Here is a 13,473-nt window from a genome sequence, read left to right on the forward strand (position 1 = left end):
TCTTGAAAAACCTAAAATCATGAAAAAGACGATTTCAGCCCTTCTCCTGCTTCTGGGCGCAGCGTGCGCGCAGGCGCAGATCCACTCGGTCGAACCCTCTACGACCACATCCCGGCTCTACGAGCGGACCGATTTTGTGATCCGCCTGACCGCCCGCTACTCCAACGCCTACCTCCAGGAGGAGGTGGCGCTCGACATGCTCGTCACCACCCCTTCGGGCCGGGAGCGGCTGCTGCCCTGCTACTGGGTCGAGGGTGCTGCGGGTACCGCGTCGCGCTGGGAAGCGCGCTTCACGCCGCAGCAGCGCGGAAGCTACACCTGCCGTTTCCGCCTGACTGAGGCCGGACGGGAGACCTCCCTTTCCGAGCCCGTCCGTCTCGACGTAGGGGAGGAGGCCGTATCCCGCGGCATCCTTCATACACGCGACTACTGGACACTCTCTTACGACGACGGCACTCCGTTCCGGGGAGTAGCCGAGAACATCTGCTGGGAGTCGCGTGCCAACGACGATTCGCGCTATTTCAAGGCGCTTCACGAACGGCACGACACCTACAATTACGACTGCCTGCTTCCGCTCTTCGCCCGCAGCGGCGGCAATTTCATTCGCGTGTGGATGTGCGGCTGGAACTTCCCGATCGACCGGCAGCGGGATTTCAACAATCCGCGCTACACCCCGTCCGAAGCCTACTACAACCCCAGCGCCATCGCGCGGATGGATCATTTCATCGACCTGTGCGAGCGGCTGGGCATCCACGCCATGCTCTGCATGGGTCAGGGCGACGTGGCCGCCGACCGCGCATTCTTCACCGGAGAGCCCCAGGCGCGCCGCTACATGAACCGGTTGCGCTACATCGTCGCCCGCTGGGGGTACAGTCCGGCCATCGGCATGTGGGAGTTCTTCAACGAGATCGACAACATCCAGTACCGCGATGCCGCGAATCCCATCCCCTCGGCCGAGATCGTCGCGTGGCACGACCGCATGAGCCGCTACCTCAGAAGCATCGACCCCTATGACCACCCCGTCACCACCTCCATCTCGCACCGCGACCTGGAGGGGTTGAACGCCGTCGAGGGGATCGACATCAACCAGAAGCACATCTACCGCAACACGGGGGCTATTCCGGCCGAGATCCTTCGCTACGAGAATCGCTACGGCAAACCCTACGTCATCGGAGAGTTCGGCTACGAGTGGGACTGGTCGAAGAATTTCGACGATTTCGGCGACGAGATGGACCGCGATTTTCGCCGCGGTCTCTGGTACGGACTCTTCTCGCCCACGCCCCTCACGCCGATGAGCTGGTGGTGGGAGTATTTCGAACACCGCGGCATGATGCCCTATTTCCGGGGCGTTCGCGCCGTTTCCGACCGCATGCTTTCAGACGGCAGCGGCTCGTTCGAACAGCTGAGCGTCGCCTGCCAGCCCGTCGAGGCGATGGGCGTACGGTGCGGTCAGAGCGTCTGGGTCTATGTGCGCAACAACTCGGCCGAGCCGAAGCAGTCGCTCGAGGTGACGGTCAATACCGGGTGCACCGGCTCCCAGGCGATCGAAGCGTTCGATCCCGAGACCTGCTCCTGGTCGTCTGAGGGCGAATTGCAGACCCCCGGGCGCTTCGTACTCGGCGGTGTCGCACTCGAACCCTGGGCCGAACGCATCTACCGCTTCACCCCCAAAACTCCCGCGTCGTGATGAAACTGCTTTGCTGCATGCTGCTTGCCGCCCTTGCCGCCGCTGGCGCCCAAACCTCCGCACAGGAGTCGCCGCGGCCCCTCGTCCCCACCAATTTCGGCCTGGTCAGCCCCCAGCCCGCCGCCGAGCTGCCGCAGTCGGCGACCCCGCCCCAGGTCGCTGTCCCGAAACCCCGGCGGGCGGTCCGCTCGCGCCTTACGCCCGCGGGACCCGCCGCATGGGAACTCTCCGAGGGATGGGAACTGGCCCCGGACGACCGCCTGGTTGCTGCCGGGGGTTCGCTTTTCGACCCCGGGTACGATACCTCGTCGTGGTACGACGCCGTGGTCCCCGGCACGGTCCTCACCTCGCTGGTCGCGGCGGGCGTCTATCCCGATCCCTACTACGGATTGAACAACCTCTCGATCCCCGACACGCTCTGCCGTACCGAGTGGTGGTACCGCATCCGCTTCGACCGGCCCGAGGGTGCTGCGGGACGCCGCGCCTGGCTCTGTTTCGAGGGGATCAACTACCGCGCCGACGTGTGGCTCAACGGTCGCCGGCTGGGCCGCATCGACGGCGCTTTCGCCCGCGGCGTGTTCGACGCCACGGAGCTGCTCGAAGCCGCGAACGTGCTGGCCGTGAAGATCTGCCCGCCCCACAATCCGGGCATTCCCCACGAGCAGTCGCGGGCTGCGGGACGCGGACCCAACGGCGGTCAGCTGTGTCTCGACGGCCCGACCTTCATCAGCTCCGAGGGGTGGGACTGGATTCCGGGCATCCGCGACCGCAACATCGGCATCTGGCAGGGCGTGCGCCTCGAATACACGGGCGAGGTGACCCTCCACGACCCGCAGGTCATCACCAACCTGCCGCTTCCCGACACCTCGCGGGCCGAGCTGACCGTCCGCGCCCGGCTTACCAACCACGCCAGCGAACCTCGGCGGGTGCTCCTGCGCGGCACGATAGACAAAGAGCGCAGCTTCGAACTGCCGGTCGCACTGGCCGCGGGCGAAAGCCGCACGGTGAGCTGCTCGGCGGCCGAATGTCCGGCCCTTGCGATCGCCTCTCCGCGCCTTTGGTGGCCCAATGGCTACGGCGCGCAGGAGCTCTACACGCTGCAACTCGAGGTGGATGAGCATGGCGCCTGTTCCGATACGGAACGGGTGCGCTTCGGCATCCGCGAACTGAGCTACGAGCTGAGTGTCGATGCCCCCTCGGGCGAGGAGCTGCGCATCGACTTTCATCCGACCGACGACCTGCGGGACGGCACGATGCCCTTCGACACGTTCCACCGCCGTCCGGTGGGTGACGGGGTGGTCGTGCCGGCGCTCAAGAAGGAGACTGACGCCTCGCGCCTGCGCCGGATCGAACGCGACGGAGCCGCTCCCTACATGGTGATTCGCTGCAACGGCCGAAGGATCTTCTGCCGCGGTGGCAACTGGGGCATGGACGACGGCATGAAGCGAGTTTCGCGCGAACGGCTGGAACCTGCCATGCGGCTGCACCGCGACGAGGGGTTCAACATGGTCCGCAACTGGACGGGCGAATCGACCGAGGAGATTTTCTATACCCTCTGCGATGAGTACGGTCTTTTGGTGTGGAACGACTTTTGGCTCTCGACCGAGGGCTACAACCAGAACGTGAACGACGAGGAGCTTTTCATGGCCAATGCGCGCGAGACGGTGCGTCGCTTCCGCAACCACCCCTCGCTGGCCGTGTGGTGCCCGCGCAACGAGGGTTATGCCACCCCGACGCTCGAACCGCGGTTGCAGGAACTGATCGCCCGCGAAGACGGCACCCGCTATTACAGTCCCAATTCGCGCTACATGAATCTGCGCCCGAGCGGGCCGTGGCACTATCTGGAGGATGCCTCGGCCTATTTCCGCGACCTGGCTCACGGCTTCTCCACCGAACTGGGCACCCCCTCGGCGCCGACGGCCGAGACCATGCGCAAATTCATCCCCGAGGCCGACCGCTGGCCCGTGAGCGACACATGGTACTACCACGACCTTCATTTCGGCCTTCCCGAGTATTGCCAGGCGGTCGATCGGCTCTACGGCAAAGCCACCTCGCTCGACGATTTCTGCCGCAAGGTCCAGCTCATCAACTACGACAGCCACCGGGCCATGCTCGAAGCGTGGAACAGCCGCATGTGGAACTCCGCCTCGGGCGTGCTGCTCTGGATGAGCCACCCGGCCTGGCCGAGTCTCGAATGGCAGACCTATTCGTGGGATTTCGAGACCCACGGCTCCTACTACGGCTGCCGCAAGGCGTGCGAACCGGTCCACATCCAGCTCAACGCCGACGACTCCCGGGTCGTGGTGGTCAATACCACGCTCGAAACCCTCGCGGGCGCCAAAGCGGTCGTCACGACCTATACGCCCGACGGCAAGCGCCTCGCGCGCCGCACGGCCGCTGTGGGGCGCATCGCCGCCAACGGACTGACTCCGGTGCTGCATCTCGACCCGGCCGCGGAGGCCGACGGTGCATGCCGCCTCGTGCGGCTCGAGTTGTTCGTGCGCGGGAGACGTGTTTCGCTCAATGACTACCTCCTGAGCCCCGACCGCGATTTTAAGGCCCTCGACCGGGTCGCTCCGGCCCGGCTCCGGGCGCGCCGTCTGGCCGCGGATCGCAAGGACGGGCGCGTCGTAATGCGCTTCGAGGTCTCGAACCCCTCATCGGAAACGGCGCTGGCCGTGAAGTTCAACGTCCGCGATCCGGAAAGCGGCGCTGCGATTCTTCCGGCGTATATCTCCGAGGGCTACATCCACCTGCTTCCGGGCGAACGGCGCACGGTCGAGGCCGAATACACGGCCCCGGGGCGCGCGGTGCTCACGGCCGAGGGCTACAACGTCGCGCGGCAGACCTTGCTGGAGCTCTGACCGCAGTACATTAACCGAAAAAAGCCGGGAAGCAACAGCTTCCCGGCTTTTAAATTTTCTGCCGCATTAGGTCGTTCACCGAGTGCCACCGGAGCGCCCGGCGCAGCGCGTGGGCCGACAACGAGGTTTCGACGCGCACCGTGAGCGGCTGCCCGGGCAGGAGGGTCAGCGCGTTGTCCGCGAAGACGGTTTGTTCATCGTCCGTCTCCAGCCACAAACCCCGCACGAGCACCGGCGAGCGGAGCGTCAGCAAGACTCCGCCATTCACCTCCGATACGGTGATTTCCGGTTCGGCTGCGGTGTATTCGTACCGGTTGGGAGAGACCGGGTAAAAACAGTTTCGGGCGATGACCGAGCCCTTTTCGCGCAGTTCGGCCACGACGAAGAAGCGATGCAGCTCCTCGCAGGCCCCTAATTCCGCAAGCTCCACGATGGCCCCATCCGTCACCCCGTCCGCCGCGACGTGCACTGGGTGACGCATTTGGCCGAGGGTTCGGCCGTCCGGAGTCATGGCCGTGAGCACCAGCTCGACGTTGAGGGCCGCCGTGCGGTCGGAGACCACGCGGAACGTGACGCGCCCCTCTTCTGTAAAGGGGGAGACGATCACCTCGGCGAACGCGCGTGCGGCGGCGTATTGCACCATCTTCCAGTGGCCATACCAGTCCAGCGAGGACCACGAAGCCGCCGGCCAGCAATCGTTGATCTGCCAGTAGAGCGAGCCCATGCAGTAGGGTTTGGCCCGGCGGTGGGCTTCAATCCCTGCCCTCACGGCTTCGGCCTGCATCACTTGGGTGGCGTAGACAAAGTCCTCCAGCTGGCGAGGCACCCTCAGGTAGCGCTCCAAGTATTTGCGCATCTGGTTGTCCCCGTAGTGGGGGTCGCGCGTCGCATCGTCGCGGGCCCGCTGGTGGCTCAGCATCGCTTCGGAGCCGATGTAGAGTTGGTCGGGCGGGATGCAGCTTTCGAGCGTCCGCATCGCGGGGTAGGATTGGAAGCCGTACTCGCTCATGAAGCGCCCCGTGCTCTCGGTCCGGTCGAACTCCTCGATCCAGCCTCCTTTCCATACCGACCAGAAATGCACGTCGCCCTCCCCGTAGCCGATTCCGTTGTAGCCCGTCGAGGGCGAGGTGGGGTGGTAGTAGCGCTCCGGGTCCTCCTCTTCGAGGACGTGGGGAATGGTGCGATAGAAGAGTTCATGCAGTTCCGCCCTGTAGATGCGGTCCTGCGAAGGGCTGAGCGTGCGGTTCCAGCCCCAGGCGTAGTAGGAGATTTCGTTCTCGTTGTTGCCGTTCCACAGGGCGATCGAGGGGTGGTTGCGCAGCCGCCGCACGTTGTCGCGCACCTCGCAGGCGACGTTCTTCAGGTAGGCTTCGTCGCCGGGGAACATGCCGCAGGCGAACATCATGTCCTGCCACACCAGCACCCCGTAGCGGTCGCAGAGGTCGTAGAAACGGTCGTCCTCATAGATTCCGCCGCCCCAGACGCGGAGCATGTTCATGTGGGAAGCGGCCGCCGCCTGCACGATCCGCTTGTAGACATCCCCGGTCGTACGGGTCGGAAAGTTGTCTGTCGGAATGTAGTTGGCGCCTTTCATGAAGATCGGGCGGCCGTTCAGCCGGACGTAAAACGAGCGGCCCCCGGCATCCTTCTCGCGGACGATCTCCACCGTGCGAATCCCCGTGCGGACCGTGTCGGCGGCTGCACACGAGTCGTCGGCAACCTCCACCGCGAAATCATAGAGCGGCTGTTCGCCCGCGCCGTTGCACCACCACAGCCGGGCGTCGGGCACGCGGAAATCCATCGCTACGCGGTTTTCGCCCGCGCGGAGCCCGACCTCCACGGTCGTCGTGCGCCCCTGGCAGCGGACCGTGAAGCGGCCCGCTCCGGCCCGGTCAGAGAGAACCAGGCATTCTGCGTGCATATCGGCCCAGCGCCGGCAGCAGGCGGGCAGGCGACGGGTGGTGATCCGCGTCGACGCGATCCGCAGGCCGCTCCACGCTTCGATCCCGACGCTGCGCCAGATACCCGTCGTAATCAGCCGCGGCCCCCAGTCCCAGCCGTAGTTGTACCCCGCCTTGCGGGCGTAGGGGCTGAGCCAAATGTCGCTCTGGTCGTTGTTGGGCCACGCCATCCGCCGCACCGGTGCGTCGAGGTACTTGGGCATATCCTCGCGGAAGACGGAGCGGAATGCGAGCCGGATTTCGTTCTCTCCGGACCGCAGATGGGGTTTCAGGTCGAAACGCCACGTGCGGTGCATGTTTTCGCACCGACCTATCCGGCAGCCGTTGACCCACACGTCGGCATAGGTGTCGACCCCTTTCAGGACCAGTTCGACATGCTCCTCGCCGAGCAGCTCTTCGCCTGCGCGGAACGTGCGGCGGTACTCCCAATCCTTTTCGCCGATCCATTGCAAATGTTTCTCGTTCACGCCGTAAAAGGGGTCGGGAATGTGGCCCAGGGCCATTAGGTCGGTGTGCACGCACCCCGGCACCGTCGCCGGGAGCCACTCCGCGGCATTCGCCTGCCGGAACTGCCACGCCCCATCGAGGGACAAGTGTGCGGCCCGTGCCGGAAGCGTCAGTAGGAGCGCTGCGGCACACGCGATTCGAATTTTTTTCATGGTTCGTTAATTTTCGGAAAAGAGAGCCGCGATTTCCAGACACATCCGCCCGTTGTGGTAGGGGCATTTCCAGAATCCGGCCTTGTCGTCGGTGCGGTTGACCGTGCCGTCGGGCAGGATGCTCCACCACCAATCGCCCCTTTCGCGGTCGACGAGGTGCGTGCGGATATAGTCCCAGGTTGCGAGCGCCGCATCGAGCGCCTCGCGGCGGCCGTGGTAGCGGTAGAGGTACGAGAGCCCCACCACGCACTCGGCCTGCACCCACCAGTGGCGTTCGCAGTCGGTCGTGCCGTCGGCGCGGCGTTCGTAGATCAGACTCCCGTCCGGCCGGTACCCCTCCATCGCCGCGTCGGCGATCCGGGCGCAGCTGCTGCGCGTGCGTTCGTACAACGCCGGGTCGCCGACCGCCGAGGCGGCCTCCAGCAGCAGCCACGATGCCTCGATGTCGTGCCCGTAGGAGTGGCAGCCCGCCTCGATCGGCCGCCACTCTTCGTCGAAGAAGAGCCCCAGGTGGCCGCTCCGGGCATCGACGATGTGCCGGAGGAAGATTGCGACCAGGTTGCGCGTCTGCCGCCGCAACTGCTCGTCGGGCCATGCGCGCAGCAGGTTGGTGTAGGCTTCGAGGATGTGCAGGTGGGTGTTCATCGTGCGGTTCACATTGGCCTCCTTGTCGCTCAGCCTGACGTCGCCCAGCGCCGTCCAGTCCCTCGCCGCAGCCTCCGCGTACCCGTTGTGAACGGGGTCGTAGGCGTACCGCTCGATGGTGCGGTAGAGTTCGACGGCTTGCAGCAGCGAGCGTTCGTCGCCCGTGGCCCGGGCGTATTCGCTCAGTCCGTAGAGGGCGAAAGCCAGGGCATAAAACTGCTTTTTGGTCTCCCGCGGCCGGCCGTCGGCCTCCACCGACCAGTAGACCCCGCCCTTAACGGGGTCGAGAAAGCGGTCGACGAGGTAATCCCGCGCGGCGGTCGCCTGCGCGAGGTACTCCGGGCGACCCGTCACGCGGCAGGCCGCCGCAAAGGTCCACAGGATGCGGCCCGCGAGGATCGCGCTGCGAGGGGCGTCGGCTATGAGTTCGTTCGTGCCGGTCATGCGACCGTAGAATCCGCCGTGCGGGTCGGCCATCCGGTTGCTCCAGAAAGGGAGTATGTTCGTGTGGAGCTCCTCCAAAAGTTCCTGCCGGAGTCGTTGTTCGGGGTTCATGAGATCATTGTTCGACAGCCCGTCGGAGGGCCAGTTTTTCACCGATTTCGCGCATGCGCCGCTCGCCGAGCGGGTAGAGGACCACCAGCACGGCGGCCAGGGCGCATCCGGCCGCGGGCAGCCAGCTCATCAGCATCCTCAGGCCCAGGATCGCCTGGCCGTTCTGCGCAGCACCGGCGGTGGTGTCGTAGCCGTAGGATGCCAGCAGCCAGAGGATCAAGGCACTGCCGAAAGCGCCCCCGAATTTCTGGGCCATCGACGACGAGGAGAAGATCAGCCCCGTCGAGCCGTGGCCGTGGCGCAGCTCGGAGTAGTCGGCCACGTCGGCGAACATGCTCCACAACAGCGGAAAGGTGACCCCCGCCGCGGCCGAGACGACCACTTGCAGCGCCACCATCGTCCAACAGCCGGCCGTGGTCGCCGGGACGAAGAAGAAAGCGGCGCTCAGCAGGCCCGATACGACCATCGCCCAGAGGTAGGTCATCCGTTTCCCGAGCCGCCGCGAAAGGGGCACGGCCAGCACCACGCCGGCCATGTTGGCGACCTCGCCCACGGCCAGGAACGCCCCGCACGTGAGGATCATCGAGCCGCCCAGTGCATTGTCTGTGCCCACATAGTCCTTGAAGAAATAGGCCGCCGCCCCGCCGCGGATCGAGTTGAAGAGCAGCGCCGCGACCGCCACGCCCAGCAGCAGCCACCACGGACCGTTCGCGGCCAGCGCCCTGAGGTCGCGTGCCACGGAGCGTCCGCCCGGGGTCGCATCCTCCGCCGGCACGACCCGTTCGCGCGTCAGCCGGAAGCACAGGAGGAACAGCCCCGCGCAGATCGCCGCGATCACGACCATGGCCCAAAACCACCCTCGCGCCGCCCCTCCGGAATCGCGCCCCGTGAAGAGGTTGCACAGCGGTTCGAAGAGCGCCAGCGCCAGGAAGCTGCCGCCGTAGGCGAAGAACATCCGGTAGGAGGAGAAGACCGTGCGTTCGCGCGAATCGTCCGTCACCACCCCCAGCATGGCCCCGTAGGGGACATTGATCGCCGTGTAGACGGTCATCATCAGGAGGTAGGTTGAGTAGGCCCACACCAGTTTGCCCGTCTCGCCCCAGGCCGGGGTGGTGAACGTGAGGATGCCAGCCGCGGCGAACGGCAGGGCCATCCAGAGCAGGTAGGGGCGGTAGCGGCCCCAGCGCGAGCGGGTGCGGTCGGCCAGCAGCCCCATCATGGGGTCCGACACCGCATCCCAGAGTTTGGTCACGAGCAGCAGCACGGCGGCGTGCTCCAGGCCGAGGCCGAAGATGTTCGAGTAGAAGAACGGGAGGTAGTAGGAAAAAATCTTCCAAAACATGCTCGACGACATGTCGCCCAGTCCGTACCCGATCTTCTCGGAGAGGGGTGCGCGTGTCATCGGCTGAGGTTTTTGTCGATCAGGCGGCGTAGTTTTTCGACGCTGCTGGCCGAGGTGTAGCCGTCGGGCGGGGTGTTGAGGCAGTAGTCCACGAGCCGCTCCACGGTCGAGGCGGCCACGTGCATGCGCGTATCGCTCGAAGCGTAGTAGATCAGCACACGGCCGTCGTCGTCCGCGATCCAGCCGTTCGAGAAGAGAACGTTCGACACGTCGCCCGTGCGCTCCTCGCCCACGGGGCCCATCAGCATCCCGGCGGGTTCGGCCAGCGGCACCCAGGGACGGTCGAGTTCGGTCATGTAGAGGTAGAGGACGTAACGCAGCCCGGCGGCGCAGGCCCTCACGCCGTGGGCCAGGTGGAGCCACCCGGCCGGGGTGCGGAGCGGATGGGGTCCCTCGCCGTTCTTCACCTCCTTGATGGTGTGGTAGCGGCGGAAATTGATGATCCGCTCGCGGGTGATCCGGGCGCGGGCGATGTCGTCGACGAGCGCCCAGCCGATTCCCCCGCCGTTTCCCGTGTCGATGAATCCGTCCTGGGGACGGGTGTAGAGGGCGTATTTCCCCTCGACGAACTCGGGGTGGAGCACCACGTTCCGTTGCTGGCTGGGGCTTTCGAGGTCGGGCAGGCGCTCCCACGTTACGAGGTCCCGCGTGCGGGCGATCCCCGCCGAGGCCACGGCCGACGAGAGGTCGCCGCGCGGCGCCGCCGGGTCCTTGCGTTCGACGCAGAAAATGCCGTAGATCCAGCCGTCCTCGTGGGCCGTCAGCCGCATGTCGTAGATGTTGGTGGCCGGCTCGCCGTACTCGGGCATGGTGACGGGGTAGTCCCAAAACCGGAAATTGTCGATCCCGTTATCGGATTCGGCCACCGCGAAGAACGATTTGCGGTCCGAGCCCTCGACGCGGGCCACGACGAGGTATCTGCCGTCGAGCCGGATCGCCCCGGAGTTCATCACGGCGTTCATCCCGATCCGCTCCATGCAGTAGGGGTTGTCCCGGGGGTCGAAATCGTAGCGCCAGTGGAGGGGCGTATGCTCGGCCGTGAGGATCGGATTGCGGTAACGGGTGTAGATGCCGTTGTAGTGCTCCGACGGGGTGTTTTTGCGGGTCAGGAGTTCTTCGTGCCGGTCTTTGAGCCGGCGGAGCGTTTGCTCGAAAGGGGTCATGCGGATGGTGTTGAAAGGGGTTCGTATCAGTGCTTGGGAGCGGGGGTTCCGGAGACGAAGATCGTCCGGTCGAGGTCGTGGAAACGCTTGAAATCCGCTTCGGAGGGGTGTCCGGGGCAGGGGGCGTAGTAGTGCCCGGGCTTCACGGTTTGCGGGGCGTTGCGCCAGACGAGCGCATACGCCGGGCGGTGTTCCCCGATGCCCGCGAGCAGCACGGAGGTCCACCAGTCGGCAGTCGGTATCCCCTCCTGTCCCGTCTCGGTGAGAGCGTAAGGTTTTCCGTTCTTGGCGGCGATCCGCGCCATCACTCCGAGCGACTTGTCGAGCCGAGCCTTGAATCCGGCTGCATCGCCCGCGTGGTAGGCGTCGAGTCCCAGCACATCCACCCATGCGTCGCCCGGGTAGCGTTCGAGGTACTCGTGCTCGTCCTCCACCGAGGAGGGCGAGTAGACGGTAAGACATTCTACGCCGCGTTCGCGCAGCCGCGCGACGGTCATCTTCCACAGCGAACGGTACTCCTCGGGCGTGCAAAGTCCCTCGCCCCACCAGAACCAGCTGCCCGTATGCTCGTGCCAGGGGCGGAAAAGCACCGGCACGACGCTCCCGTCCGGTGTCCGGAGCGAGTTGAGAAAATCGGCCGCGAGGTCGATCCAACCCAGAAATTCGGCGTGTTTCTTTCCTCCGGGCAGCACCGCGCGGACCGTGTTCGGATCGCTCACGTCCCAGGCGTCGCCGCCCGTGAGGGGGTTGCGGGGGTGCCAGCTCAGGGTGGTCACGCCGCCCCGTTCGTGGTGGCGCACGATCTCGCGCCGCATCGTGTCGAAAGGCACCCCGTCGAGGTTGCGCCCCGTGCGGAGTTCGATCTCTCCCAGGTCGCAGCCCAGGACGGCCGGATACGACCCGCAGCACGCCTCGACGTCGCAGCGGCCGGGTTCATAGGCCCAATGGCATCCGTAGAAAGGGAAATCCTGCTGTCCGAAGAGCACTTTGCCCTCGGCCGCGACCTTGCGCAGCCGCCCCAGCAACGCCTCCGGGCTGCGGTTTCCGGCCGGAGCGTCGAGGGCCCGCGTGTAGCGGTCGAGCGTGCGGTTCGTCTGGGCGATCTGGTCGGGAATGCCGTGGTCGCAGTCGAAGACCGAATAGAGCCCCTGCTCCTCCTGCGCCGGGTCGTTGCAGTAGGCATCCCCCACCTGCCAGCGCAGGTGCAGGGGCCGGGCCTCGCCGCCCCAGCCCCAGAAATTGCAGCCGGCCAGGATGTCGCCCGCGGCGGCGCTGCGCACCACGTGGTCGAACACCAGCCGGTAGTAGGCTTCGCGTGCCGTTGTGGGCGAGCCCGGCTCGAAGCGGAATCCGTCGCGCGGGTAGCCGAACTCCTCGATCACGAGCGGCTTTCGCAGCTCGCGGGCGATCTCGGCGTGCTGGCGGATGTATTCGTCGGTATTCCTGCAGGCGGTCGGAAGGTCCTCCTCGACCCCCTCCTTGCGAATCCAACTCCAGTTGTAGGGCCAGATGTGGATCGTCGTGTAGTCGATCTCGGGCAGGGCGTGGATGCGCCGCCAGAGTTCGATGTCGCGTTCGCACCCCACCTCGCCCTCGCTGCCGGTCGAAACCAGGTGGTTGGGGTCGAGCTGCTTGATGAGTTTGGCCGTCCGCGAAACCCACTCGTAAAAGCGCTCCTTATTAGCCTCGGAAAAGGCCCGCGGTTCGTTGGCCAGCTGCCACGAGAAGATCGCCGGATCGTCGCGGTAAGGGCGTCCGGTGTAGCGGTTGGTTCGGGTGACGATATGGCGTATGTGATTTTTCAGCATTATTTTGCAGCTGTCCGCGGCCTCCGCTTCGTGGAACTGCGCCACGTAGTCGACGAATGTCTGCCACGTCACCTCGCGCGGGATGGGGTAGGTTCCGCGGCCGCTCCACTCGAGGTACTGGCAGTAGCCGCCGCTCCACTCCCACGCGTTGGTCAGGTAGAGCACAGCGTGCATCCGGCGTTTTCCGAGCTGGGCCATCAAATAGTCCAGCCCGTCGAGCGCCCGGTCGTCGTAGACCCCCGGTGCTGTTTGCAGGATGGGTTCCACTTTCGAGACCACGCCCGTGTTGCCGTCCGATCCGACGAGGATTCTGAGGTTGCTGATTCCCAGTGCTTTCAGGCTGTCCAGCTCTCGACACAGCCGGTCGCGGTCGCAGTTGGGACCCTCGGTGGCCATCAGGGCGCCGTACCAGAAATTGGTGCCCACGTAGTAGGCCGGGGCACCCGTGAAATGTCCGTTTTCGACGCGGACGAATGCGGGCTGTCGGGTAGTGCATCCGTTCGTACAGAGTGCGAGGGCTGCCACGATCGGTGTGATGAGGTGTTTCATTCGGGGTCGGGTTTTAGGTTATGCAAAGATACGTCGCCGAACGGTTGCGTAAAAGTAGTATTTTAACATTCCCTTGTACTTTTTTGTTTTTTCGGCCGCTTTCCGCTCGGGGCCGATTCTGTCCGGCGTCGGGAAACAATCCGATTCTGATCGGATCGTATTATCCCCGAACGCTTCTTT

General features: G+C 65.4%; 7 protein-coding genes. 2 read left to right on the top strand and 5 right to left on the bottom strand.

Annotated elements, in window-relative coordinates; translation table 11 throughout:
- The first annotated feature begins 19 nt into the window (after positions 1 to 19).
- Entirely contained in the window at positions 20 to 1,687 is a 1,668-nt protein-coding gene (locus ACMQ11_RS11970) for a cellulase family glycosylhydrolase (RefSeq protein WP_418993007.1), read from the top strand.
- Positions 1,687 to 4,551: a glycoside hydrolase family 2 protein gene (locus ACMQ11_RS11975; protein ID WP_418993040.1), complete on the top strand. Its 2,865-nt coding sequence runs from the start codon at positions 1,687 to 1,689 to the stop codon at positions 4,549 to 4,551. The genes ACMQ11_RS11970 and ACMQ11_RS11975 overlap by 1 nt, the downstream gene beginning before the upstream one ends.
- Before the next feature lie 49 nt (positions 4,552 to 4,600).
- Here ACMQ11_RS11975 and ACMQ11_RS11980 read toward each other — a convergent pair whose 3' ends face one another.
- Genes ACMQ11_RS11980 through ACMQ11_RS12000 form a run of 5 tightly spaced genes read right to left on the bottom strand, consistent with a single transcriptional unit; the run spans position 4,601 to position 13,293 of the window.
- On the bottom strand, positions 4,601 to 7,171 hold the full coding sequence (locus ACMQ11_RS11980; RefSeq protein ID WP_418993008.1) for a beta-mannosidase: 2,571 nt from the start codon (positions 7,169 to 7,171) through the stop codon (positions 4,601 to 4,603).
- Positions 7,172 to 7,177: 6 nt separating this feature from the next.
- Positions 7,178 to 8,371: an AGE family epimerase/isomerase gene (locus tag ACMQ11_RS11985; RefSeq protein WP_418993009.1), complete on the bottom strand. Its 1,194-nt coding sequence runs from the start codon at positions 8,369 to 8,371 to the stop codon at positions 7,178 to 7,180.
- Positions 8,372 to 8,375: 4 nt separating this feature from the next.
- Positions 8,376 to 9,773, bottom strand: a complete 1,398-nt coding sequence (locus ACMQ11_RS11990; protein WP_418993010.1) for an MFS transporter — start codon at positions 9,771 to 9,773, stop codon at positions 8,376 to 8,378.
- Positions 9,770 to 10,936 carry a glycosidase gene (locus tag ACMQ11_RS11995; RefSeq protein WP_418993011.1) on the bottom strand — a complete coding sequence of 389 codons (1,167 nt, stop codon included), beginning with the start codon at positions 10,934 to 10,936 and terminating at the stop codon, positions 9,770 to 9,772. The genes ACMQ11_RS11990 and ACMQ11_RS11995 overlap by 4 nt, the downstream gene beginning before the upstream one ends.
- A gap of 26 nt (positions 10,937 to 10,962) precedes the next feature.
- Complete coding sequence (locus tag ACMQ11_RS12000; RefSeq protein WP_418993012.1) at positions 10,963 to 13,293, bottom strand: glycosyl hydrolase; 2,331 nt, start codon at positions 13,291 to 13,293, stop codon at positions 10,963 to 10,965.
- Positions 13,294 to 13,473: the final 180 nt, after the last annotated feature.

This window comes from Alistipes sp. (genome assembly GCF_048465575.1).
GTDB lineage: Bacteria > Bacteroidota > Bacteroidia > Bacteroidales > Rikenellaceae > Alistipes.